The following is a 25033-nucleotide window of genomic DNA, read 5'->3' on the forward strand; positions in this document are numbered from 1 at the left end:
AGGAGCGTGCCGCCGGGTCGTATCGGGCAGTCGTGCCATCGGTCCATGTTGCCGGCTCATGTTGCCGGTCCATGTCGGTAGGGTTTGCGATTGGTCGGGGCTGGTTGTATAGTTGAGAAGTTGTGTGTTCTGCCACGCATTCAGTTGCGGGCGTCGAACGCGCAGACTTGCAAGTCAATAGTAATTATAGGGAGTCCATTATGGCAGCTCGTTGCGCAGTGTGCGGCAAGGGACCGCAGACCGGTTACACCGTTTCGCACTCACATATTCGCAATAAGCGCACCTTCCGCCCGAACCTGCAGCCGGTTCGCACCACCATCGACGGCGAGAACGTTCGCGTTCGCGTTTGCGTCAAGTGCTTGAAGGCTGGCAAGGTTCAGCGTGCTGAAGCGTGAATCGCGAAATAACAGCTTGAAACCCCGGTAGGTCCAAGGCCACCGGGGTTTTGCTTTATCTGTTCGCCCTTGCGGGGGTCATATTGATGCGGAGCGAATATGGGGTATGTGACACAATGAAGTGTTATGAACGCCACACTGGAAACCCCGATTACCTCGATCGAAACGAATCGCCGCCGCGTCGGCGCGTTGAAGTCATTGGGCGTGGTGTCAATCGGTGATGCGCTGACCTACTATCCGTTCCGTGTGACCGAACCGGTGCCGTTGCGAGCCCTGCGCGAAGCGAAAATCGGGGAGAAGATGGCATTCGCGGCGCATGTGCGGGAAGTACGCGTGTTCCCGATGGCCCGCCGGGGATTCCGCCTGATCGCCACCGTGGACGATGCACGATTCGCGCAATCCCGCCGCGTCGCCGGATCGCTTGCCTCATTGGTGTTCTTCTCGTATCGCAAATCATATGTCGACTGGGTGCAACGCAGGTTGCATGACGGTGCACTGCTGGTAATCGCGGGGGAGCCGAGCGTCTACAACGATCGTCTGCAGTTCACCCATCCCGACATGCTCACCGTCAATCCGACGGATATGCAATCAGATAGGCACCATGATATGCAATCGCCGGCGGAATCCGGGGAATGGAACGACGGGCCCGGCGACGGGCCCGCGTGCGATCCGCTGCAATCCAATCTCCCGCAATCCAATCTCACATTCGACGCGGAAACGGTACAGGAAGCATTGACCCGCGTCTGTCGGCCGAGACCGGTATATCATGCGAATTCGCGCATCTCCAGCGAGCACATCCACGAGTCGATCCTGAAATACATGGATGCGCTGCGCGGTGACGAATACCTTGCCGCGCAACGGGTTGCAACCGTAGAATCCGGACGAGCCGGGGAATTCGACCAGCCGAACATCGACCGCGCCGCGCAGACCGAGGCGCTCGCTGCAGCCGTTCCCGACATCGTTCCGGAACATCTGCGCGCCGCCGAAGGCCTGATGCATCGTGCGGAAGCGTTCATGGCGATTCATGATCCGACGAATACCAAGGATTGTGATGCCGCATTGCATACGTTGCGCTACGAGGAGGCGCTGATTTGCCAGACCGCGCTCGTCAAGTCACGCGACGCCTCGCGCAAGGCGGCTGCTTCGGCCTGCTCCGAAACCGCATTGCTGGATGATTTCATCGCATCCCTGCCGTTCGTCCTGACCGTCGGGCAGCGGCAGGTCATCGCCGACATCTCCGCCGACATGGCGTGCGATTATCCGATGCAACGACTGCTCCAAGGCGAAGTGGGCTCCGGCAAGACGGTGGTCGCCGTTGCCGCGATGATGCAGGCCGTCGGATCGGGACTGCAGGCGGTGCTCGTCGCGCCGACGCAGGTGCTGGCCGAGCAGCATTACGAGAGCATCTCCAAGATGGTTCAGCGTATGGGAGTCGCCGTACGCACTGCGGAATATGGGGAATCCCACGAACAATCTACTCACAATCAGGGTGTGGATGGCGGTGCACAAGTCGGCGGAAGGTCGGCTGGTGGGGAACCGGCTGGTACGGGGCCGACAGGTGGCGGACTGGCTGCCGGGGAATCGGGCATCGGGAATCCGCCGGGCGGGGACATTCCGGTGCTGCTGCTCACCGGTGGCATGAAACTGTCGGCGCGTCGGCGCGTGCTCGCCGTGGCGGCAAGTGGCACGCCGTGCATCGTCGTAGCCACGCACGCCGCATTCTCCAAGACTTTCCAAGCGCCGAACCTTGCACTGGCAGTGATTGACGAACAGCACCGTTTCGGCGTAGAACAGCGCGAATCGCTGAATGCCAAGGCCGACAAGGCACCGCACCTGCTGGTCATGACGGCCACGCCGATTCCCCGCACCGCCGCCATGACCTGGTTCGGTGACCTTGACATCTCGTGGCTTACCGAACTGCCGGGCGGACGCAAACCGATTCGCACCTTCGTGGTGCCCGAAGCGGATGCGCATACCATGGCCAGCATGTTTGCGTTGATTCGAAGCCGCCTCGACGCAGGGGAGCGCGCCTATGTGGTATGCCCGCGCATCGATGCCGATTCCACCGAAGTCGACACCTCACCTGATGAGGATCCGGGGCGCTCGTTCGATGAACTGTATGAGCTGGGCGAGGACGACGAACAGCGTGCACAGCGTCCGCCATTGCATTCCGTGGCCGAGATCAAGGAACGTCTGGCGGGATTGCCGCAGTTCGCCGGCATTCGCTTTGCCACATTGACCGGCAGGGATGATGATGAGACCAAAATGCGGGTCATGGCCGATTTCGCAGCCGGTGCCACGCCGATTCTGGTGGCGACCACTGTGATCGAGGTCGGCGTGGATGTGGCGCAGGCCAGTTGCATGGTGATCTTTGATGCGGACCGGTACGGATTGTCCCAGCTGCATCAGCTGCGCGGGCGCGTCGGGCGAGGTGGCACCAATTCGTGGGCGTTCCTGATCTCACGTGCCGAGGCTGGCAGTGACGCCGCGCAACGTCTCGAAGTGATTCGCGGATCGCTTGACGGCGCGGAAATCGCCCAGGCTGACTTGGAATTCCGCGGGGCCGGCGATGTGCTGGGCGATGCCCAATCGGGCGGACGGTCGAGTCTGAAGCTGTTGCGCGTGGTCAAGGATGTGAAAATCATCGAACACGCCCGTACCGCCGCAGAAGAGTTGGTGGCCGCCGACCCCGACCTGCTTGGAGAGGTACAGCTCGCCGGTGCCGTGCTCGACTTCACCCGTGGCAACGAAACCTTCCTTACCAGCAATTAGGCTTGTGCCCATGCGCGTTATTTCAGGACGATTCAAGGGTGTGGCGCTGACCACGCCGAAAACCGGTACCAGGCCGACCACCGACAGGACCAAAGAAGCGATATTCTCGCATCTGGATTCGTGGGGAGTGCTGGACGATGCGCGCGTACTCGACCTGTTCGCCGGAACGGGAGCTTTGGGCATCGAGGCGTTGAGTCGTGGCGCGCGAGAACTCATAGCGGTGGAATCCTCCGCACCGGCGGCAACGTTGATCGCGCGTACGCTGACTGCATTGAAGCGCAACCGTTCATGGGAATCGGGCATGAGCGCGCGTGTAATCAAGGCGCGTGCCGAAAAATATGCGGCAGGGGCCGCCGTCGCATCGTTCGACGTGATTTTCATCGATCCGCCGTATATCTTCGAAACCGAGGCCTGCAATCAGTTGCTGTCTGACCTAGCGGGCGGCGACATGACATCCTCCGATACCATCATCGTGCTGGAACGGTCCACACGATCCGATGACCCGACTCCGCCGGACGGTTGGGCGATCGCCGACCGCCGTGACTATGGCGAAACCGCCGTGTACTACATCGAGCCCGCCAGCGTCGGTAATCTCTGACGTCCTCAATCCACCGACGCTGGCGGGCGTGCCAGCGTCGGTAGTTTGGGTATATCCTCAATCCACCGACGGTGAGGGGTGTCTGGGCGTCGGTAGTTTGGGTATATCCTCAATCCACCGACGGTGAGGGGTGTGTCAGCGTCGGCAGATTGAGGGATTCGCGCTTGCGTGGGTGAGGACCGGAAACCTCCCACCCCAAGGACATCAGTGTTTTGCGGTCAGCCTTGTCGAGCTGGGTGCAATCGAGAGCCTCGATCAGGTCCGGGCGCAGTTCGTCGGTCTTGGACAACGCCTCATCACGACGGAACCGATCCACCTTGCCATGATCGCCGGAAAGCAGCACATCCGGCACCTTGAGCCCACGCCATTCGGCTGGTTTCGTGTACTGGCGGTGCTCCAACAACGCATTGCCACCGGTGTAGGATTCCTCTACGATCGATGCCGGATTACCCATGAACCCCGGCATCAGGCGCGTAATGGCTTCCAACATGACGGAAACCGCCACCTCACCGCCATTCAGCACATAATCGCCGATTGAATATTCGCGTACGTCAACGCCTTGCGCACGGTAATACTGCGGAATGCGAGCATCATAGCCTTCGTAACGACCGCAACCGAACAGCAGATGATCGGCGTGGCTCAGCTCGGTCGCATCCTGCTGCGTGAACAGGGGAGCTGACGGATTCGGAAAGATCAGCACCGGGCGAGGCGAATCAGCGGCGGTACCATCCGGAACTTCGGCAGTCGTATCATCCGTGGAAATCGATGCCTCACCGTCGCAAGTGCCGCAAGCATGTTCGGCAGCGCAATCGACGGCATCCGCGGCAATCGTGGCCGGTGCAAGTCCCAGCAAATCATCAAGGCACTCGCTCCACACCTCCGGTTTCATGACCATGCCGGCGCCGCCGCCGACCGGGGTGTCATCCACGGAATGATGCACGTCGTGCGTCCAATCGCGCAGATTGTGCGCCTGAACGGTGACCAGGCCCTTCGCCTGCGCCTTGCCGAGAAGACTGAGGTTCAGCACTTCGAAATACTCCGGGAACACGGACACGATATCGATCTTCATACTGCTCCACAATAGTGGGATGCCTGCCAAGAGGATTGCCAAAAGGGTCATCGAAGCGGGAAGATCCCGAAGCGTGAACGTCGCCGCGAGCATCGGAGCATGGATGCCGGGGCAATCCGATGTCTACTTCTTGAGACAACCATGCATGGCGCCGGTCGGCATGCGATGCATGTGGGTCAGATTATGCGGATCGAGGATGGAATCGAGCAATTCGGGGCTCAACACCTTCTCCTTCTGCGCGATCTCACGCACGGTGGTGTTCCTGACGAGCGCCTCCTGCGCGATGGTCATGGCCCGTTCGTAGCCGATATAGCCGATGAGCGCAGTGGCCAGTGACGAGGAACGCATGACCTCATCCATGCCGGCTTGCTCGTTCACCGTGATGCCGCTCACGCAGTGCTCGCGGAGCGTGTCCATGGCGTTGGCGAGCGTGTGCATGCCGGTCAGCAGCGCATGCAGCATTACCGGTTCGAATGCGTTGAGCTGCAATTGCCCGGCTTCGGCGGCACAGGATATGGTGGCGTCCATGCCCATGATCATGAACACGCACTGGTTCACGCATTCCGGAATGACCGGATTGACCTTGCCCGGCATGATTGACGAGCCTGCCTGACGGGCCGGCAGATGAATCTCCTCAAACCCTGCGCGTGGTCCGCTTGCCAGTAGCCGCAGATCGTTGGCGATCTTACCCAAATGCAGGGCGGTACGTTTGATGGCGCCGGACAAGGTGACGAAATCGCCGACGTCGCTGGTGGCTCCCACCGAATCGTCGGCCGCGCGGATCGGCAGATCGGTCAGCGCCGCAAGATGCCGGATCGCACGCTCGCGGAAACGTGCGTCGGCGCAGATGCCGGTGCCGATTGCGGTGCCGCCAAGATTGACTACGGCAAGCGGCGTTTGTTGCGATGACAGCAGTCGTGCGTCGGCGTCGAGTTGCGAGGCGAAGCCGCCGAACTCCTGGCCGAAGGTCATTGGAACGGCGTCCTGCAGTTGCGTGCGGCCGATTTTGACGATCGGCATGGTGCGCTCCGACAATGCACGGAAGGCGTCGACGAGCTGGCTGGTGCGGTCGACCAGCATGCCGGAAGCGCCGATCAGGGCGAGTCGGCATGCCGCCGGATAGGTGTCGTTGGTGGATTGCGACTTGTTGACGGTGTCGTTGGGATGGATGATGTCATACTCGCCGCGTGCGTGGTGGCCGAGTTCCAACGCACGATTGGCGATTACCTCGTTCACGTTCATGTTGGTGGAGGTGCCGGCACCGCCTTGCAGCACGTCGATGGGGAATTGGTCGTTAAGCTCGCCGGAGGCCACGTCTTCGCAGGCTCTGTCGATGAGTGCCGCCTGATATGCGTTGATATTGCTGAGTTCGCCGTTGGCGCGGGCGCAGGCTTGCTTGACCTGCGCATAGGCGCGGATGAGTTCCGGATGGTCGCTGACGGTGATGCCGGAGACGGGGAAATTATCGATGGCGCGTAGCGTGTGAATGCCCCAGTAGGCTTCGGCGGGTATTTCGGCCGATCCGATGCAATCGTGTTCGATTCGGGTCTGATGCGCCTTGCGGGTCGGCGCGATGGGCCGCTGCGGGGTATGCAGTGTCAGTGCCATGGTGTTCCTCCTGGTTGCCGGATGTTTTCCGGTCCATGGCTCACCATAATCGTAAGAAATACATCGCACAAGATGAATATATCCCCGATACTCCGTAGGATGAGCCGATTCAATCGATGGAATATCGGGGATATGCTGCTGAATATACTTCGGGGGCGGCGTCTGGGAATCTGCTTTGGCGGGAATCCGTTTTTTTGAGGGATTGCCGTTACAGTCCTGGAATGAGTCCGCCTGGCGGATTCAAAGTGAGATAGCCTTCCTCCAAATCGATGTCCGGTACGAGCTCGTCGACGAACGGCACCAACGCACTGTTCTCAACGACCACGCCATCGGCATCCTTGACCGGGTTGGCGAGACGGATTTTCAGCAGCCATTGGGCCACCTCAATCACATCCACGACCTTGCCGATTACCATACCGGGTTCGAGCCCCAGTGTGTTGTCGTCGGCAAGACGTGCCTCCAGACCGATCAGGTCTTTCGGATACCACTCGTCGGCCTGAAGCATCTCCTCCGGATCGTCGGCCTCGCCATAGAGCACAGTGCCGTTGGCGGCTTCTGACGAGTCACGATTGTCGATGCCCTCGAATTTGATGATCCAACGGTTCTTGAAGGTACGGGAGTGTTCCACCACGTACTCTTCTTCGCCGTCTTTCGTGTACAGCACAGCACCGGGAGCGAATCGGTATTCCGGTTCGTCCGTAAAGATCTGCACGGTGACTTCACCTTTGAGTCCCTGCGCACGTCCGATACGACAGACCCTCAGCAGCTCAGGCTGTTGAGGGTCGTCTACATGCATCTCACGCACCACGCTAGGATCTCACCTGCGCACATCCATGATGTCGACGCGCACCTTATGGTCGGACAGCGCCTGTACCACGGTGCGGATCGCATTGGCCGTGCGGCCGCTGCGTCCAATGACGCGACCGATGTCTTCCGGGTTCACGCGCACGCGAATAAGTTCGCCGCGCGCGTTCTCATGGGACTTGACGGAAACGTCGTCGGGAAAATCGACGATGTTCTTGATCAGATGTTCCACAGCCTGGGCGAGCATGATCACTCAGCTTCCGCAGCCGGCTCTTCAGCCGGGGCTTCCTCAGTGGCGGCGGCTTCGGCTTCGGCGGCGGCCTTGGCGGCAGCTTCAGACTTTGCTGCCTTCAGCTTCTGGGCCTGGGCTTCGACGGCCTCAACACGAGCGGCGGCATCCGGACCAGCCTCAACGGTTTTCAGGGTGCCCTCAGCACCGTCGAGACCCTTGAACTTCTGCCAGTCACCGGTGATCTTCAGCAGGTTCAGCACCTGCTCGGTCGGCTGGGCGCCAACGCCGAGCCAGTACTGAGCGCGCTCGGAATTGATGTTGATGGTCGAAGGCTGGGTGTTCGGATTGTAGGTACCGATCTCTTCGATGGCGCGGCCATCACGCTTGGTACGGGAATCCATGATCACCACGCGGTAGAACGCGTAGAACTTCTTACCCATGCGCTTCAGACGAATCTTGGTTGCCAAAATGGCTCTCCTTGTAACTAGGGGTGTGTGTTTCGTGTTCTGTGTGGGGCACGGAATCCGAAACCCACGTGTTCCTCACGTCACGCGATAGTTAGAGGGCTTCGCGCGCGCGAATAACTGGGTAATTATAACTGTAGGGTCTGGACGCGCCGGCATCGCGCGTCGGCAATCCTCCTGCTTTCCCAATCTACCGACGGTGGCGTGCCCTTAGCGTCGGCGGATTATGGCGCCACCCAATCTACCGACGGTGACAGCGTCTCAGTGTCGGCGGATTGTGAAGATCACTCAATCTACCGATTCTGGCAGCGCCTTGCCGTCGGTAGATTGTGAGGTTTCCCAAACTGTCGACGGTGGCGTGCCTTTAGCGTCGGTGGATTGGGAAACGACTTGCCGGGTTGTCCGATTCTGGAGAATCGGACAACCGTGAGGTGTTTGGGCGGGTCTGATTGTCCGGACTTCCGGAATCAGCCAAATTGGATACACTGGGGAATCTACGTATTCGATCTTGCAACGAACGGTTTGCAAAGGGAGTTGCCTCGATGATTATCGCGCTTTGGATTGTGTTGCTGGTCTGCATCGTGTGGATTGCGCTCGGTGAAATGCCTGCCGGATGGGACGGCCATCTACCGTTGCCGTATCTGATTGCGCTGATTCCGTTCATGTGGATTCCGACGCTGACCATTTCGATTGCTGGGTTCGCGCTGCATGAAATCGCTCTCGGCTGCACTGCGCTGGGCGTCTGCCTTGCATCACTATTGCGTAAGGAACAGTATTGGATCAACAATCTGCAGACGCACAACACTGCGCAGATGATTGCCGACAGGCTTGCGGAAAAGCGTGAAACATCGCGTGAAAACAATACTGAGGAGACCGAGACTGGAGCGGAGGACGCCCGACATGGTCAGTTCCGCGTGATGACGCTGAACTGCCGATTCGGCCGTGCAAATGCTGCCGCGATTGTGGAAGCCGTCAAACGATATGACATCGCCGTACTTGCGTTGCAGGAACTTACGGAGAACCTGATCGCCGAGCTGGATGCGGCGGGCCTTGCCGATCTGTTGCCTTATCGTCAGCTGGGCGAGGTGAAGGAATCGGACAATGGCGGGTTCAACGGCGTCTGGATTCGTGTGGAACCAAGTGATGCTTCACCGGTCACGGTGGTGATTCCGGCCGCCGATGTGCCGGGACTATGCTTTCCGATTGATTCGATGCGGAGCATCACCTTTGCGTCGGCGCATCCGAAATCGCCGATGCGCGGCTGCCGCGACTGGTCTGCTGGCATTATCGGATTGGGCGCCTTCGCTACTACGCAGAATCAAGGTGATATCACCGTGGTGATGGGCGATCTGAACTCCGGTACCGATCATCCGAGTTTCAGAAAGCTAATGCGGCTGGGATTCAAGGATGCCGCGTTGGTCGAGGCGAAAGGTCGCCGTGCCACGTTCCCCTCATGGCTGCCGTGGCCGCGCATCATTCTTGACCATGTATTGTTCACGTCAGGGCTGGACGCCTCCGACGTGCGGTCCTTCACCGTCGAAGGTAGCGATCATCTGGCGCTGGCCGCCACCCTGACTCTCAAATAATCCGGCATCCTCAATCTACCGACGCTTACAGCACCCTGAGCGTCGGCAGATTGAGACAGCACCGCAATCTACCGACGGTGATGGTCCGTGAGTGTCGGCAGATTGGATATTCTCCCAAACTGCCGACGGTGAGGTGCTATGAGCGTCGGTAGATTGAGGAGAATGAGAAGGCATACGCGAAGAGGGCATCGGATTGGCTTCCGATGCCCTCTGTTGGCGAGTGAACCGATCCGTAGGTGGGTGGTTCCGCAGGCGGGTGGTTCCCAGTAGGGGTGGATGGCTCGTGAGCGGACGACCCCCATAGCGGATAGGTCCGCAGGCGGGCGATCCTGCAGTCGGAACGGGTCAGTGCAGCAGACCGGACAGACCGCCGCCGAAGTTCGGCGGCAACTCCGTGCCCGAATCGCCCATCACATCTTGCAAACCAGCCGGAAGCGCCGGATTCTGCGGTTTCTTGGCGAAAGCGGAGCCACTCGACTTGCCGCCGGAGTTCTTGCCGGCGAGCTTGTCCCGCAATGCTTTCTCCTCAGCCTCGCGCTTCATCGGATTGCCGGACTTGGAACCCTTCTTCTTACCCTTCTTGCTCTTGCCCTTGCCGCCACCCATGGACGGGCCGCCGAAACCGGGCATGCCAGCACCGGCTTTGTTGCTCATGCGGCGCATCATCTTCGAGGCCTGCTCGAAACGTTGCAACAGCGCATTGACCTGCGAGACGGTCACGCCGGAACCGTAGGCGATACGGGCGCGACGGGAACCGTCGATAATCGAAGGATCGCGTCGCTCCGCCGGAGTCATCGAACGGATGATGGCTTCGGTACGGTCGATCTCCTTCTCATCGAACTGTTCAAGTTCCTTACGGTGCGCGGCCATGCCAGGAATCATGCCGAGCAGATTCTTCATCGGGCCGAGCTTGCGCACCTGCTGCAGCTGGTCGAGGAAATCGTCAAGACCGAAGGAGCCGTCGGAAATCTTCACGGCGGCCTTACGGGCCTCCTCCTCATCGAACTGCTTCTGCGCCTGCTCGATCAGGGTGAGGATATCGCCCATGTCGAGGATGCGGGAAGCCATGCGATCCGGGTGGAAGACTTCGAAATCCTTCAATCCTTCGCCCGTCGAAGCGAACAGGATCGGCTTGCCGGTAACGGATGCGACGGAAAGCGCGGCACCGCCACGAGCATCGCCATCAAGCTTGGAAAGCACCACGCCGGTGAAGTCCACGCCTTCGTCGAACGCCTTCGCCGTCTGCACGGCATCCTGACCGATCATCGCGTCGATGACGAACAGGATCTCATTCGGTTGCACGGCATCGCGGATATCGCGGGCCTGCCTCATCAGTTCCTCATCAACACCGAGACGGCCTGCGGTATCGATGATGACCGTGTCATACAGCTTCTGCCTGGCGAACGCCACGGAATCGCGGGCCACCTTCACCGGGTCTCCGGTGGTCAGGCCCGGAGAGGCAACGGCCTCACCGCCGGCGGACTGCACACCCTTTTCCGGCGCATACACCGGTACGCCGGCGCGCTCGCCGACCACCTGCAACTGCGTCACCGCGTTCGGACGTTGCAGATCGGCCGCGACAAGCAGCGGGGTATGGCCGGAATCCTTCAGCCAATAGCCCAGCTTGCCGGCGAGCGTCGTCTTACCGGCGCCCTGAAGGCCTGCGAGCATGATGATCGTCGGCGGATTCTTCGCGAAGTTCAGCGGACGATCCACGCCGGCGCCGAGCACGTCAGTGAGCTCTTCGTTGACGATCTTCACGACCTGCTGCGCCGGATTCAGCGCCTGCGAAACCTCAGTGCCGAGCGCACGCTCGCGGATACGGCCGGTAAAGGAACGCACCACGTCGAGCGCCACATCGGCGTCGAGCAGCGCGCGGCGAATCTCACGGATCGTACCGTCGATATCGGCCTCGGAAAGCTTGCCTTTGCTCTTCAGATGCTTGAAGGCATTCGAGAGCCTGTCTGTCAAAGAACTAAATGCTGCCATAATGTTCCCCAGTCTAGCCGTTTGCTCGGATAGATGACTATGCGATGGACGATTGGACGACTACTGCAGCGACCAAGTGGAGCCCTGCGGACCGTCTTCGATGGCGATGCCTGCCGCGTTCAGTGCGTTGCGAATCGCGTCGGCTCGGGCGAAATCCTTGGATTTGCGAGCTTCGGCGCGCTCGGCCAACTGCTCGGAAACGAGCTTGTCGAGCGCCGCATGCTCGGCGGAATCGGCGGCAGCGCCAGCCGCGCCTCCTGCAACGCCGCCATTCACCCATGGTTCGGCCAGCGGATCCAATCCCAACGTATCGAGCATCGCACGCACATTCACGAGTGCTTCGCGCACTTCGGCTTTGGCGGCATCCGAATCGGTGCGGTCGGCCAGTTTCGACAGCAACGTGTTGCCGGAACGGATCGCCGTGAAAATCGCAGCGGTCGCACCGGAAACGTTGATGTCGTCATTCATTGCGGCAACGAAATCGGCCGGCAGTGCATCCGCGGAAATCGCGGCGATCTCATCATGGGACGGCTGTTCGCCGACGGCGGCGCCGGCGCGTTCGATGAAATTCGCCACGCGATCGTAGGCGGACTGCGCTTCGGCCAGCGTCTGATCGGACCATTCCAGCATGGAACGGTACTGTACGGAACCAAGTGCGTAACGCACCACCCAGGCGGAATTTTCCGCCAGAACCGCCGGAACGGACAGGCCGTTGCCGAGCGATTTGCTCATCTTTTCGCCTTTTGCGGTGACCCAAGCGGAATGCATCCAACGGGCGGCCGAATCGTAACCGGCGGCGCGCGTCTGCGCCATCTCGTTCTCGTGGTGCGGGAATCGCAGATCGAGGCCGCCGCCGTGAATGTCGAACATGTCCTTCAGATAGCGATGGCTCATCGCGGAGCATTCGATATGCCAGCCTGGACGACCCGTACCGAACGGTGTGTTCCAACGGGCGTCGAGCGGATCGGAATCCTTCGGGGCCTTCCACAACGCGAAATCGCGCGGATCATGCTTGTCGGGCGACATGTCGGCCGGGTCGATCGGGTTGTATTTGTCGTCGCCGGCATTGTCGACGGACGGTCCCATCGCGTCGGTGATCTTGGATGCATCATCGGAGACGGCGGTTTGTTTCTGATGCGTCAGTTCGCCATAATGCGGCCAGCTGGCCACGTCGAAGTAGACGTTGCCGGTCGGATTGCCGTTCTCGTCGGTCACCACATAACCGTGGCCGTTGTCGATGATCTTCCGAATAAGGTCGATCATGTCGATCATGTGGCCGGTGGCGCGAGGTTCGTAGGTCGGCGGCTCGACGCCGAGCGTATCGTATGCTTCAGTGAACTCGCGTTCGTAGATGTAGGCACGTTCCCACCATTGCTGACCTGCGGCGGCCGCCTTGTCGAGAATCTTGTCGTCGATATCGGTGACGTTGCGCACGAATGTGACCTTGTAGCCGAGACGCTGGAACCAGCGACGTACCACGTCGAATGCGACGGCGGCGCGGATATGGCCGATATGCGGTGAGCTCTGCACCGTGGCGCCACACACGTAGATACCGACCTGGCCGGGTTTGAGCGGCACGAAACTTGACACCGTGTGCGAGGCGGTGTCGTACAGCTTCAGTCCGGTTGCGGCGCCAGCCACCGTTTGGACTGTGCCGGCAACGCCGGAAGTGTTGGTATTCTGCGGTTCTTGCGTGTTCGTCATACCCACGAGAGTATTGCCAGAATCGGACATACTGATGCATGGAATCCGCAGGCTAAGTGGAAAACGATTGTAGCTGATTTGTCGAATTTGTGAATGTTGTTTACGTGGGTGATGTAACAATGGTTGCATGACGCAATCACAGGTGTTGATTCTGCAGCACGTCCCGTGGGAGAAACCGGGACGCATTTTGGATGGCTTGGATGACTTGGGGTTGTCATACCAGATCATGAATGTGGCCAAGGAAAAGAAGCCGGAATTCCCTGATTTCGACGAGGTGGCTGGAGTGGTGCTCATGGGCGGACCGATGGGTGCGCTCGACTACGACAAGTATCCGGGGCTGAAGGCTGAAGCCAAACTGACGCGTGCCGCGGTCAGCGTCGGCAAGCCCGTGCTGGGCGTATGTCTGGGGCACCAGATCATCGCGACCGCGCTTGGAGCGAAACTGAAAAGCGGGGATGCTCCGGAAATCGGTTTTGCACCGATCAAGCGTGTGGATAAACACGATTTCTTCTCGATGTGGAACAAGACGGTGGATGTGCTGCATTGGCATAACGACGTGGTGACGCTTCCCGAAGGCGCACAGCCACTGGCACGCAGTGAGAAGACAAAGAACCAGGCGTTCCGATTCGGCTCCGCGCTCGGATTGCAATTTCACTTGGAAGTCACGCCGACCCTGCTGGAGGAGTGGCTCGACGAGCCGGGTATGGTCAAGGATCTGAAAGCCGCCGGCGGATCGAAATCGAAGCTGCGCGAGGCGTACGTCGAATGCAATCCGCAACTGCAGCCTCTTGCCGATCAGGTTTTCTCCGGATTCGCTGCCCGATGCAATTCATACGCGCAGTCATTGCAGGGCTGAACTGCCCCTCCTCAAACTACCGACGCTGAGGAGGTCATTTCCGTCGGTAGTTTGGGATGCTCCCCAATCTACCGACGGTGAGGAGGTCATTTCCGTCGGTGGTTTGGGATGCTTCGCAATCTACCGACGGTGAGGGGCCGTGAGTGTCGGTAGATTGAGGAAGGGGATTGTTCCGGTAATCCTCCATGTTCCGCCGTTCCCGCTACATTGGTGGATTATGCCGACTTATGATTTGGGACTTGAACACGTATCGCTCGCCTTCGCCACGAAAACGATTTTCACCGATGTGACGCAAGGTGTTTTCGAAGGTGACCGCATCGGCATCGTCGGCAAGAACGGCGATGGCAAATCCACGCTACTACACCTGTTCAAGGGTACGCAGGAACCGGATTCCGGTCGAGTGACCAAACGTAACGGTCTCACGTTCGGCATGCTTGATCAGCGCGATCCGCTCGATGACGACGCCACCGTGCGCGAAGCCGCGCTGGAGGGTCGTGAGGATTACGAATGGGCCGCTGAAACGAAATCACGTGAGATCGTCGAGGCGTTGCTCGGCGGCATCAGCCTGGACGCGCGGATCGGCTCGTTGTCCGGCGGCCAGCGCCGTCGCGCCGACCTTGCCCGCCTGTTGCTTAAGGATTGGGATATTCTCGCCCTCGACGAGCCCACCAACCATTTGGACGTCGTGACGATTCACTGGCTCGCCGAACATCTGAAGAATCGTTGGTCCGCCGGCGCCGGCGCATTGCTGCTCGTCACCCACGACCGCTGGTTCCTCGACGAAGTGTGCGAATCGATGTGGGAAGTGCATGACGGCGTGATCGAACCGTTCGAGGGCGGCTATTCCGCCTACATGTTGCAGCGAGTGGAACGTGACCGTCAGGCTGACGTGCGTGAGACGAAGCGCCGTAATCTGGCCCGCAAGGAACTCGCTTGGCTGACCCGCGGTGCCCGCGCCCGTTCCACCAAGCAGAAGTTCCACGTGAAGGCCGCACGCGAACTCATCGCCGACGTGCCGCCAGTGCGCAATACGCTCGAACTGAAGCAGATGGCGACTTCCCGCCTAGGCAAGCAGGTGGTCGATCTGATCGATGTGACGCAGATTTTCGAGCATGTCAACGGCGAGTCCGACATCGACCCCGATGTGGCGGAAATGGAAGCCTCGGCTTCCCGTGTGGATGTGGTGCCGGCCATGTACGCCGAACCGCAGGTGCACGGCAGTGTGGAAGTCGCCGTCGACGATTTGACCGACCCGCGACTGGTAGATGCCGGCGTTCCGGCCGCGCAACAGGCCGTTGAAGCAGCCGGAAGGTCGGTTGGAAAATCGGCCGGGACAACAGCTGAGCAGACGGCTGCGGTTCCATCGCAAGACGGTGCGGAGCCTGACGATTCCGCGCCGCAAGTGACGTCCGCCGCGCAGAAGATCACCGTCACCGGTCGTAAGATCCTCGATGACGTGACATGGCTGATCGGCCCCGGCGACCGATTCGGCATCGTCGGCGCGAACGGTGCCGGCAAATCGACGCTGCTGAAGATTCTTGACGGCACGATCACTCCAACCGCCGGTCATGTGAACATCGGCAAGACCGTGAAATTCGCGGTGCTGTCGCAGAGACTCGACGAACTGGAGAAACTCGGCAAATACAAGATCAAGGAAGTGCTGAGCCGCTACAAGCCGAGCTACATCGTGGACGGCAAAGAAACCACGCCGGGGCAGATGATGGAGCGTCTCGGCTTCGAATCCGCGCAGCTCATGACGCCGATCAAAGACCTGTCGGGCGGGCAGAAGCGCCGCATGCAGCTGCTGCTCATCCTGCTCGACGAGCCGAACGTGCTCATCATGGACGAGCCCGGCAACGATCTCGACACCGACATGCTCGCTGTGATGGAGGACCTGCTCGACACTTGGCCGGGCACGTTGATTGTGGTCTCCCACGACCGCTATCTGCTGGAGCGCGTCACCGACCAGCAGTATGCGCTGATCGGCGGTAAGGTGCGTCATCTGCCTGGTGGTGTGCAGGATTATCTTGATATGACCGAAGCCATCAAGAACGGTAAGAATCCGTTCGCCGATGAGAAGTCTGCAGACAAGGGACGCAGGAACGGCAATACCGGCGATTCTCATGCAGACGTCGGCTCGGCTACGGCTTCCGCTGGTATGGCGACCGGCGCAATCGGCGATTCGGCCGGCAGTCCAGCCGCTGATTCGGCAAAACTCACCGGCAAGGCATTCCATGAGGCATCCAAGCGCGTTGCCGCAATCGAACGCAAGCTGGCCAAACTGGAAGAGCGGAAAGCCGAGTTGGAATCGCAGATGGCCGAACATGATCCGAGCGATTACGAAGGCCTAGGCAAGATCAACGGGCAGTTGCAGGCCGTTGCAGACGAATCCGAATCCCTCGAAATGGAGTGGATGGAGCTCTCTGAACAGCTCGAGTAGGCCCAAGAACATAGACCCAGAACATGGATGGCAGCGTTGCCGTCGGATGCTGAGGACGATGAAGGGCGGTGCCTGCGAGATGAATCGCAGGCACCGCCCTTCATCGTGTTTCGATGTAACTCAGACGCCGATTAGCGACCGGTGATCTCGGAACCGAGCACCTTCTCGCTCAGCGCTTTCGGACCGCGGGTCACGGCCACCGCGCCGGAACGGACCAGCTCGATGATGCCGTAATGTTCCAGCAGACCAAGCAGTGCGTCGATCTTACCTTCGGCACCGGTAGCCTCGATGGTCAGCGACTCAGGGTTCACGTCGACCACGCGTACGCGGAACAGGCGTACGATTTCCAGCACGTCGGAACGGTTGGACTCATCGGCGGCCACCTTGATGAGCACCAGCTCGCGCTCCACGGTGGTGTTCGGATCGAGATCCACGATCTTCAGCACATGCAGCAGCTTGTTGAGCTGCTTGATGATCTGCTCGAGCGGCACCTCCTCCACGTCGGCCGTAACGGTTACGCGAGAGATGTCCGGACGTTCGGTAGGGGAGACGGACAGCGAGTTGATGTTGAACGCACGGCGGGCGAACAGGCCGGCGATACGCGCCAGCACGCCCGGACGGTTCTCCACGAGCACGGACAGCGTATGCCGCTTGGAACCCGGCTGGGATGCAGGATAGTTTGCCATGATTGGACCTTCCTTCCGCTTACTCATTCACTCGTTCTCGGCCGCGGCTCGCTGCAGCGGCTTGATACCCGGCATGTAGGTCACGTCGTCGTTGGAGGCGCCGGCGGCGACCATCGGCCATACCATGGCATCCTTCCACACACGGAAGTCGATGAGTACCGGTCGGTCGTTGATCGCGTTGGCCTTCTTGATGCATTCGATGGCCTCTTCCTCGGTGAATGCGCGCATTCCGACGCAACCATACGCCTCGGCGAGTTTCACGAAGTCCGGCACGTCCATGATGTCAGGCGTGTTTTCGCCATCCAGCAGATTCGTGGCGGAATAGTGATGCTCGTAGAACAGGGTCTGCCATTGGCGCACCATGCCGTATACGGAGTTGTTCAGCAGGGCGATCTTGATCGGAGTGCGGTCGAGGAACGCGGTGGCCAGCTCTTCGGAGGTCATCTGGAAGGAGCCGTCGCCGTCGATCAGCCACACCGGCTTCTTGTCGGCGAACTCGCGTGCGGAGCCGACGCGTGCACCGATGGCCGCGGGTAGGCCGAAGCCCATCGTGCCAAGTCCTCCGGAGGAGATCCAGGAGTGCGGCTTGTCGAATTCGATGATTTGGGTGGCCCACATCTGATGCTGGCCCACGCCGGAAACCCAGATGGTGTCGGGGTCGGCCATAACGGACAGCTGCTTGACGACCCATTGCGGGGCGAGTGAGCCGTCGGTGGGCTGCTCCCACTTGATCGGATAGTCTTCGACCCACTTGTTGATGACTTCCCACCAGTGACTTATGTCCGGCTTGCCGTGCATGGCCTGCTCGCGCTTGATTTCCGGGATGAGATCCTTGAGCACGGTCGCCACATCGCCTACGATTGGCACGTCCGGTTGACGGTTCTTGCCGATTTCCGCCGGATCGATGTCAATATGGATGACGCGCGCGCCCGGTGCGAAAGCATCGAGCTTGCCGGTGACGCGATCGTCGAAACGTGCGCCGATTGCGACCAGCAGATCGCAACGCTGCACTGCGCCGGTTGCGGCGATGGTACCGTGCATGCCGAGCATGCCGAGCACCTTCGGATCGGAATCCGGCACGATGCCGCGTGCCGGCAGCGTGGTGACGATCGGTGCATCGGTGATCTCGGCCAGCTCTTTGACGAGCTCGCCCGCGTCGGAACGCACCGCACCGCCGCCTACATACAGCACCGGGCGGTAGGACTGCTCGAACAGTTTGGCAGCATCGGACAGCACGCGGCCGTGAGCCTTGGTGGTCGGATTGTAGCCGGGCAGAATCATGCGCTGCGGCCAGGAGTAGTACATGTCACCGGTCTGTGCGGTCTTGGTGATGTCCACCACCACCGGGCCGGGGCGACCGGAGCGTGCGATGTAGTGCGCTTCGGCAAGCACGCGCGGAATATCCTGCGCGCGCGTGACGAGGTAGGAATGCTTGACCACCGGATAGGTGGCTCCGACGATATCGGCCTCCTGGAAGGCGTCCGTGCCAATCGCGTTCACGCCCACCTGCCCGGTGATCACGACCAACGGAATGGAGTCCATGTTCGCATCGGCGATCGGGGTGATCATGTTCGTGGCGCCCGGGCCGGAGGTCACGATGCACACGCCCACACGGCCGGTCGCCACGGCATAGCCTTCGGCGGCATGGCCTGCGGCCTGCTCGTGGCGCATCAGTACGAATCGGAATTTCGTATCGTCCTTGATCGCATGGTAGACCGGCAGAATCGCACCGCCCGGAATGCCGAAAACGTCCTGAACTCCCAGATCCTCCAGCGAACGAACCAGCGCTTCGGCGCCGGTCATCTTCTCGCCGTCGACAATGGTCTGCTTTTCAGTGTTGGCGGATGCCTTGGGCATGCCGCTGAATGCCTGCAGAGGCGTAGGTAACACCATGTTCCCTCTCATGCTCGTTCGTGGAATCTTCTCGCTGGGCTTCGTGTGCGGGCGCGTCGGTGAGCGCCGGGTGTCGAAGCCCCTTTTCGGAATGCGGCGTAATCGCTTGTGGCGACTGGGCTGTGCAAATTCCTTCGCTAGTAATCAGTCTATGCTAACGGCTGACAGCGGCGAAAAGCCGCAACGGCCCACATGCTGGCGTGTTGCGAAGGGGCGTGGTATAAGCCATCGGCGTAGTCTACTGAGTTCACTGCCATCCCTTCGCCGATGAGCATGGTCAGTGGCGATTGTTCAAAGCCTTCCAGCCGGCCTCGGCGGCGGCAAGCTGAGCCTTGCGCTTGCTGGAGCCCTTGCCGATGCCAATCACCTCGTCGGAGCCTTCGAGCATGGCTTTCGCGGTGAAAACCTGCGCGTATTCCGGGCCGGAAACCGACATCCGGTAATACGGCTCGCCCAATCCCATGTCATGGGCCTTGACGGTCAGCGAGGTCTTCCAATCCAATGCCGGGCCTTCGGTGGCGACTTCGGCCAAAGTGTCATCAACCAGATGGTGCACGACTTTTCGCGCCTCATCGATACCGTGCTGAATGAACGTCGCGCCGATCAGCGATTCGACGATGTCGCAGAGAATGGAACTCTTCTCCGCGCCATGCTGTTCCGCCTCGCCGTTGCCGAGCAGGATGTACGGGCCGACATGCAGCTTCTCGCGGGCGATGTGGCTTAACGACTCTTCGGAAACGGCTTTGGCGCGCATCTTGGCGAGCTGGCCTTCCGTCATGTCGGGATGGGCCGCATACAGCGTTTCCGTGGAGACGAGTTCAAGTACGGCATCGCCGAGGAACTCCAGGCGTTCGTAGTTCTTCGCGCCTGGATGCTCGTGTGAGAAGGAGCGGTGGGTGAGCGCCTCGACCAGCAGCTCGGGGGCGAGTGTGGTGCCGAGTGCTTCCAGCAGCACGTTGGCGGTCATCTCGCCTTCCGTCGTGATGGAGGTGGAGATATGGGTCCTCTCCCGTGTATTCCCCGTAGACGCGGCGGTTGGGTCGGCAGGTGCCGTCTTCCCCTTGACCGCTGTTGGCCGTATGGCCTTGGACGTCTTGGACGCTTCAGGCGTCCGGGGGTTCTTGGATGTGGAGTTCTTGGTTCCGGTCTGATGGTGAGCCATGATTGCTTCCTTCGTTAATCAGCCGTTGCGCACGTGGCGAGGCGACCAGTCACCTGGTCTCATTGCTACGCAAACAACGAATTCGTGCATAATCGTCGAGCGGAGGTTGATTCCGCCGATCCGCACCATGGTCAAGTCTAGCGAGATGGGGGACCGGAGGATCGCGGACCGAATCGCACTGCCCCAAATAGCAAAAACCCTGCCACCCGTCGATGGCAGGGTTTCAATGCTATATACCGTTAGTCGGCAACACTCACTTGGTGTGAATGGAGCGGACGGCCTCGCGGTACACACGGCCGCGGAAGGAGCCGCAGCTCGGGCAAGCCATGTGCGGCAGCGCCGGGGCGCCGCAGTTCGGGCAGGTAACGGTCTGGGCGGCCTTGGCCTTCCAGTTTGCGCGGCGGGAATGAGTATTCGCGCGCGAGGTCTTGTACTTAGGCAGTGCCATGGTGTTTCCTCTATTTCGTTCGAACGATATGAGCTTAAGCGTTCAGTATCTTAACGTGAGCTCCGTACAAACGCCAAATCGAGCATCATTCGCCATCGGCGGTACCCTCGAGACGGGCCTTGAGTCCTTCCAGCGCGGCGAAACGGATATCGGTCACATCATGATGATGATCGGGCTGCTCGTTCAGATCGATGCCACACTGCGAGCACAGTCCCTTGCAATCCGGCTTGCAGAGCGGTTGCAGAGGCAGCTCCTCCACCAGGGTATCGCGCAGCAGCGCCTCCAAATCGGCCCATGAACCGCCTTCGAGCAGCGGATAGGTGTCTTCGGACTCGTCTTCGCCCGCAACGATGTCGACTTCCTCCTCGGAGGCCTTGGCGCCATTCTTGCCGCCCTTGACGGCGGTTTTGTCTTCATAGGGGAAGAAGGCGGTGACGTTCACGTCCCAGTTGCGCTGAATCGGCTTCAGGCAACGAGTGCACTCCGCATGTACCGGTGCGCTGATGCGCGCCGAAAGAATCAGACCGTCGACGATCGAATCGAAGGAGCCGACGACCTGCACATCCGCACTCTCGTCAACGCCGACGATTTCATCGCCGATGCCGCTGGGAGCGGGGAACATCGCGTCGAGCGGTTTGCTCTGACCTGCGCGGGATGCCACCTGCGCCACGGAAACCGCCCAAGGGGAGTCTTCGATACGTGCCATATTCAGCCTTCCGGATAGTCGTTCGATTCAAGGTGGGGCAGGTGCTCGCCGGCCTCGCGCTGGCGGTCGTACAGCACCCGCAATCCCGCTTGAACATCATGGTCAAGCTTGCCGAGCTGCTGCTGCAGCGACTCCATCACCGTGGAACAGTACTTGTCGGCGCCCTGCGTGAGATGATCCGCCTTCGCCTGCGCCTGGTCGAGAATATCACGCGCCTTCCGCCGTGCGATTTCGGTGACGTTCTCTTGCCCGGCCAGGAACTGCGCCTGCTCATTCGCCTCACGTACCGTATCGGCCGCTCGCGACTGCGCGGAGGCCACGATCGCATTCGCCTGCGTCTGCGCGCTCTCCAACCGACGTTCGGCCTCGCGCATCAGCGCCGATGCGCGCTCGAGCTGTACCGGAAGCATCTTCTTGAGCTGATCGAGCTGGTCGGTGAACATCTCACGATCCACCTTGACCACGCTGGGAGCGAACAGGCTTGGTTTGGCCTCCGTCAATGCGGCCTCCATATTGTCGATGATGTCGTACACCGTCGTGAACTCCTCACGACTGTGTCCGGTCGGGCCCTCGGCGGAAGCGTCCGGATCGAGGGTCTCGCGCAAATCCGGCAGATCCGACATCGAGAAGGACGGCTTGCCGGAGGTCCGTGCGGCTACGGAAGCGGCCTGCACCGGCTGCTGCGAAGTCTGGTCGTCATCATCGGCCTGCGCAACGTCATAGGGTTGCGTTTCGTCTGTCATCATGCTCTCTTTTCGTTCTTCAGCGCCTCGCCAAGCAGCGGAATCACGCAATCCGGCACCATGCCGGTGACGTCGCCGCCGTGACGCGCCACGTCCTTGACGATGGAACTGGAGATATGTTCCAGATCCGGCGCGGCCGGCAGGAACAGCGTCTCCACGTCGGCGAGCTTGCGATTGACCAAGGCCATGCCCAGTTCGGCCTCATAGTCGCCGTTCTGACGCAGTCCCTTGACGATGACCGTGGCTCCGACCCGCTTACAGTAGTCGGTGATCAGCCCGGTGGTCGAAGCGACCTTGATATTGCGGCAACCGCGCTCTTTCAGCGCCTGGCGGATGATATCGACACGAGTGTCTTCCGAAAACATCGGTGTTTTCGCCGCGTTCACCGCGACCACCACATGCACTTCGTCGAAGAAATGCGCGCACCGCTCGATAACGTCCAGATGGCCGGCGGTGACGGGGTCGTACGACCCGGGACATACTGCAATCGTCATAGTCTTAAGGGTACCGCGCGCGGGCGAAGAAGCTGAGCATCTCCTTTATATATGAACGGTGCGTGGTTTACGAGGTTATGATAGAGGACAGTTGATGGCAGCGTATTGCATGGGATTCCGGCTGCGGAGTCCGCTGCCGAGGTTTTGTAAGGACGGAGCACACCATGGCTTGGCATGCGATTGTTGATGGCGTCTATGATGACGCCGACCCGGTTTCGCCGCTTTCCGACCCGGATGCGGGCACCGGCACTGCGGTGCTGGAGCGTCCGGAGGAAAAGACGCAGCTTGATGACGGCGGCAACGGTGATGCCGACCGTTTCGCGCATTACGTGTCGCGCGACCGCATCCAGGAATCGAAGCTCACCGGTCGCCCGGTCGTGGCGCTGTGCGGCAAGGTGTGGGTGCCTAAGCGTGATCCTTCCCAGTATCCGGTGTGTCCTGATTGCAAGCGCATCTATGACGAGATGATGAATTCCTCCTTCTGACGAGCCTATGGCGTCGGCGGATCCGCAGAGGTTCCGTGAAAGCGGGCAAAAGCGGGCGCATGCGGAGGACATATACGGGGGTTCGCGCAGTCTTGCGTGAGCCCCCGTATGCGTGAATCCCGTGTTATGCCGAGTCGATGTGGCAGATCAGCGTGACGAGATTTCGTCGATGCGACGTAGCTCCTCGTCGGTGAACGTGATGTTCCGCAGCGCGCCGATATTGTCGAGCAACTGTTGCGGGCGGGAGGCGCCGACCAGTACCGAAGTCACCATGCCGTCATGCAGCAGCCATGCGAGTGCCATCTCCGCGAGCGTCTGCCCGCGTTCGGCGGCCAGACCGTTCAGGTCGCGAATCTGCTGCAGCTTTGCCGGGGTCAGGGCATTCTCCTGCAGGAACCGCCCATCGTGCGCGATTCTGCTATCGGCCGGAATCCCGTTCAAATATCGGTCGGTCAGCAATCCTTGATCGAGCGGTGAGAAGGTGATCAGGCCCTTGCCGAGGCGATGTGCGGTCTCCTTCAATCCGTTGCGTTCCACGGTGCGGTCGAAGATGTTGTAGCGGTTTTGGTTGATGATGAACGGCACATGCAATTCGTCCAGGATGGCGGTGGCCTGTTCGAGCGTCGGGCCGTCGTAGTTGGACAGGCCCACGTAGAGCGCCTTGCCGCTGTGTACCGCGGTGGCCAGTGCGCCCATGGTCTCTTCGAGCGGAGTGTGTGAATCCATGTGGTGATGGTAGAAGATGTCCACGTAGTCGAGACCGAGGCGTTCGAGGCTTTGGTCGAGCGAGGCGAGCAGGTATTTGCGGCTTCCGAGGTCGCCGTAAGGGCCGAGCCACATCTCGTAGCCGGCCTTGGTGCTGATGATGAGTTCGTCGCGGTGATGGTGGAAATATTCGTGCAGCAGTCGTCCGCAGTTCTTTTCGGCTGAGCCGGGTTCCGGGCCGTAGTTGTTGGCCAGATCGAAGTGGGTCACGCCGTTGTCGAATGCGGTGAACACGATCTGCCGCATGGTGTCGTATGGGGTGATGTCGCCGAAGTTGTGCCAGAAGCCGAGGGAGACGGCCGGCAGTTTCAGGCCGCTTGCGCCCACGTGGTTGTAGGTCATGCTGTCATAGCGTGCAGGCGATGGCGTGTAGACGGTGGTTGGTTCGAGCAAGGTTCCTCCTTGAAAAAACGGGGCTGTTCGCCGCGATGCGTTGCGCGGCGCCGTTGAATCCATCGTCGCACCTCAAGTAAACTTGAACGCAAATCGTGGCAGGTGATGCACCTTCTGCCATGAGGGAATCTCAGGAAAAGGATTTGAGGAGGGGAGATGGGCTCGTACACGATTCGCGAGATGGCGAGGAAGTTTGGCATGCAGCCGTCCACGTTGCGGTACTACGAAGATCAGGGATTGCTGACCGACGTCGGCCGCGACGATGCGGGGCGTCGTGTCTATGGCGACGAGCATATCGGGCGGCTGGAGGCGATCGCCTGCTTCAAGCATGCGGGCATGAGTATCGACGAGCTCAAGCGGTTCTTCGCCTATGAAGGCGACGAACGTACGCATATTTCGGACATGGTGGAGCTGTTGGAGAATCGCCGTGACGTTATCGTCGAACAGCGTGCCTCGTTGGAGGAGGCGTATATGCACGTGTTGCGCAAGCTGCATCTGTACAAGGATCTGCAGAGCAGTTATGAGAATGGTACGCAACCCCCGGATTGGGCCGATTACGACGGCAAGGACTTCCGGTAACGCCTCTTCTCACCGTCGGCAGTTATAGGCACTTCCTCAATCCACCGACGCTGAGTGGCCGTGAGCGTCGGTGGATTGGGTGGTTGCTCAATCTACCGACGGTGAGTGGTTGTGAGCGTCGGTGGATTGGGTGGTTGCTCAATCTACCGACGGTGAGTGGTT

General features: G+C 60.2%; 22 protein-coding genes and 2 pseudogenes. 9 read left to right on the forward strand and 15 right to left on the reverse strand.

Annotation, left to right across the window (positions count from 1 at the left end; all coding sequences use genetic code 11):
- Window positions 1-200 precede the first annotated feature (200 nt).
- The 3 genes from rpmB to rsmD all read left to right on the forward strand — a co-directional run bounded on the left by rpmB (window position 201) and on the right by rsmD (window position 3765).
- Window positions 201-395, forward strand: coding sequence for a 50S ribosomal protein L28 (gene rpmB / locus HMPREF1494_RS02755; RefSeq protein ID WP_003837580.1), 195 nt, complete (start codon window positions 201-203; stop codon window positions 393-395).
- Between the two features lie 126 nt (window positions 396-521).
- Window positions 522-3167 (forward strand): ATP-dependent DNA helicase RecG, encoded by a 2646-nt coding sequence (locus HMPREF1494_RS02760; RefSeq protein WP_034519297.1) that lies wholly within the window; start codon window positions 522-524, stop codon window positions 3165-3167.
- 10 nt (window positions 3168-3177) lie between these two features.
- Complete coding sequence (gene rsmD, locus HMPREF1494_RS02765; protein ID WP_034519300.1) at window positions 3178-3765, forward strand: 16S rRNA (guanine(966)-N(2))-methyltransferase RsmD; 588 nt, start codon at window positions 3178-3180, stop codon at window positions 3763-3765.
- 109 nt (window positions 3766-3874) lie between these two features.
- Here rsmD and trmD read toward each other — a convergent pair whose 3' ends face one another.
- From trmD to rpsP, 5 genes are all read right to left on the reverse strand, one after another.
- Complete coding sequence (gene trmD, locus HMPREF1494_RS02770) at window positions 3875-4834, reverse strand: tRNA (guanosine(37)-N1)-methyltransferase TrmD (protein ID WP_012901847.1); 960 nt, start codon at window positions 4832-4834, stop codon at window positions 3875-3877.
- Window positions 4835-4957: 123 nt separating this feature from the next.
- On the reverse strand, window positions 4958-6442 hold the full coding sequence (locus HMPREF1494_RS02775; RefSeq protein ID WP_034519303.1) for an aspartate ammonia-lyase: 1485 nt from the start codon (window positions 6440-6442) through the stop codon (window positions 4958-4960).
- A 208-nt stretch (window positions 6443-6650) separates the two neighbouring features.
- The gene (rimM, locus tag HMPREF1494_RS02780) at window positions 6651-7238 is read right to left on the reverse strand and encodes a ribosome maturation factor RimM (protein WP_034519336.1); all 588 of its coding nucleotides are present in this window, start codon (window positions 7236-7238) and stop codon (window positions 6651-6653) included.
- Between the two features lie 21 nt (window positions 7239-7259).
- Window positions 7260-7493 carry an RNA-binding protein gene (locus tag HMPREF1494_RS02785; RefSeq protein WP_033489160.1) on the reverse strand — a complete coding sequence of 78 codons (234 nt, stop codon included), beginning with the start codon at window positions 7491-7493 and terminating at the stop codon, window positions 7260-7262.
- A 2-nt stretch (window positions 7494-7495) separates the two neighbouring features.
- Complete coding sequence (rpsP, locus tag HMPREF1494_RS02790) at window positions 7496-7945, reverse strand: 30S ribosomal protein S16 (RefSeq protein WP_003842744.1); 450 nt, start codon at window positions 7943-7945, stop codon at window positions 7496-7498.
- A gap of 539 nt (window positions 7946-8484) precedes the next feature.
- Here rpsP and HMPREF1494_RS02795 point away from each other — a divergent pair.
- Window positions 8485-9528: an endonuclease/exonuclease/phosphatase family protein gene (locus HMPREF1494_RS02795; protein ID WP_034519309.1), complete on the forward strand. Its 1044-nt coding sequence runs from the start codon at window positions 8485-8487 to the stop codon at window positions 9526-9528.
- Window positions 9529-9873: 345 nt separating this feature from the next.
- Here HMPREF1494_RS02795 and ffh read toward each other — a convergent pair whose 3' ends face one another.
- On the reverse strand, window positions 9874-11517 hold the full coding sequence (ffh, locus tag HMPREF1494_RS02800) for a signal recognition particle protein (protein ID WP_003837567.1): 1644 nt from the start codon (window positions 11515-11517) through the stop codon (window positions 9874-9876).
- A 60-nt stretch (window positions 11518-11577) separates the two neighbouring features.
- On the reverse strand, window positions 11578-13221 hold the full coding sequence (cysS, locus tag HMPREF1494_RS02805) for a cysteine--tRNA ligase (protein ID WP_034519340.1): 1644 nt from the start codon (window positions 13219-13221) through the stop codon (window positions 11578-11580).
- A gap of 127 nt (window positions 13222-13348) precedes the next feature.
- On the opposite strand from cysS, the gene HMPREF1494_RS02810 reads away from it, so the two are divergent.
- The 3 genes and pseudogenes from HMPREF1494_RS02810 to HMPREF1494_RS11945 form a co-directional block, all read left to right on the forward strand.
- Window positions 13349-14077 carry a type 1 glutamine amidotransferase gene (locus HMPREF1494_RS02810; protein WP_003837565.1) on the forward strand — a complete coding sequence of 243 codons (729 nt, stop codon included), beginning with the start codon at window positions 13349-13351 and terminating at the stop codon, window positions 14075-14077.
- Between the two features lie 217 nt (window positions 14078-14294).
- Window positions 14295-15356 (forward strand): annotated as a pseudogene (locus HMPREF1494_RS11940) (ABC-F family ATP-binding cassette domain-containing protein); the annotation flags it as partial.
- Between the two features lie 123 nt (window positions 15357-15479).
- Window positions 15480-16517 (forward strand): annotated as a pseudogene (locus HMPREF1494_RS11945) (ATP-binding cassette domain-containing protein); the annotation flags it as partial.
- Window positions 16518-16648: 131 nt separating this feature from the next.
- Here HMPREF1494_RS11945 and ilvN read toward each other — a convergent pair.
- The 7 genes from ilvN to coaD form a co-directional block, all read right to left on the reverse strand.
- A complete protein-coding gene (ilvN, locus tag HMPREF1494_RS02820; protein WP_003837563.1) occupies window positions 16649-17203 on the reverse strand; it encodes an acetolactate synthase small subunit in 555 nt (184 codons plus the stop codon).
- A gap of 27 nt (window positions 17204-17230) precedes the next feature.
- On the reverse strand, window positions 17231-19096 hold the full coding sequence (locus HMPREF1494_RS02825; RefSeq protein WP_012901850.1) for an acetolactate synthase large subunit: 1866 nt from the start codon (window positions 19094-19096) through the stop codon (window positions 17231-17233).
- A gap of 277 nt (window positions 19097-19373) precedes the next feature.
- The gene (gene rnc / locus HMPREF1494_RS02830; protein ID WP_171843695.1) at window positions 19374-20063 is read right to left on the reverse strand and encodes a ribonuclease III; all 690 of its coding nucleotides are present in this window, start codon (window positions 20061-20063) and stop codon (window positions 19374-19376) included.
- 448 nt (window positions 20064-20511) lie between these two features.
- Window positions 20512-20706, reverse strand: coding sequence for a 50S ribosomal protein L32 (rpmF, locus tag HMPREF1494_RS02835; RefSeq protein WP_003837559.1), 195 nt, complete (start codon window positions 20704-20706; stop codon window positions 20512-20514).
- A gap of 85 nt (window positions 20707-20791) precedes the next feature.
- Entirely contained in the window at window positions 20792-21412 is a 621-nt protein-coding gene (locus HMPREF1494_RS02840) for a YceD family protein (RefSeq protein ID WP_034519321.1), read from the reverse strand.
- Between the two features lie 2 nt (window positions 21413-21414).
- Window positions 21415-22158: a hypothetical protein gene (locus HMPREF1494_RS02845; RefSeq protein ID WP_003837557.1), complete on the reverse strand. Its 744-nt coding sequence runs from the start codon at window positions 22156-22158 to the stop codon at window positions 21415-21417.
- Window positions 22155-22649: a pantetheine-phosphate adenylyltransferase gene (coaD, locus tag HMPREF1494_RS02850; RefSeq protein ID WP_003837556.1), complete on the reverse strand. Its 495-nt coding sequence runs from the start codon at window positions 22647-22649 to the stop codon at window positions 22155-22157. Before coaD ends, HMPREF1494_RS02845 begins: the two co-directional genes overlap by 4 nt.
- A gap of 164 nt (window positions 22650-22813) precedes the next feature.
- On the opposite strand from coaD, the gene HMPREF1494_RS02855 reads away from it, so the two are divergent.
- Window positions 22814-23134 carry a DUF3039 domain-containing protein gene (locus tag HMPREF1494_RS02855; RefSeq protein ID WP_003837555.1) on the forward strand — a complete coding sequence of 107 codons (321 nt, stop codon included), beginning with the start codon at window positions 22814-22816 and terminating at the stop codon, window positions 23132-23134.
- 147 nt (window positions 23135-23281) lie between these two features.
- Here the strand turns inward: HMPREF1494_RS02855 and HMPREF1494_RS02860 are convergent, their stop codons facing one another.
- Window positions 23282-24292: an aldo/keto reductase gene (locus tag HMPREF1494_RS02860; protein ID WP_033489133.1), complete on the reverse strand. Its 1011-nt coding sequence runs from the start codon at window positions 24290-24292 to the stop codon at window positions 23282-23284.
- A gap of 156 nt (window positions 24293-24448) precedes the next feature.
- On the opposite strand from HMPREF1494_RS02860, the gene HMPREF1494_RS02865 reads away from it, so the two are divergent.
- Window positions 24449-24871: a MerR family transcriptional regulator gene (locus HMPREF1494_RS02865; RefSeq protein WP_003837551.1), complete on the forward strand. Its 423-nt coding sequence runs from the start codon at window positions 24449-24451 to the stop codon at window positions 24869-24871.
- Window positions 24872-25033 lie beyond the last annotated feature (162 nt).

Source organism: Bifidobacterium sp. MSTE12 (assembly GCF_000513015.1).
GTDB classification, from domain to species: Bacteria; Actinomycetota; Actinomycetes; order Actinomycetales; family Bifidobacteriaceae; genus Bifidobacterium; species Bifidobacterium dentium.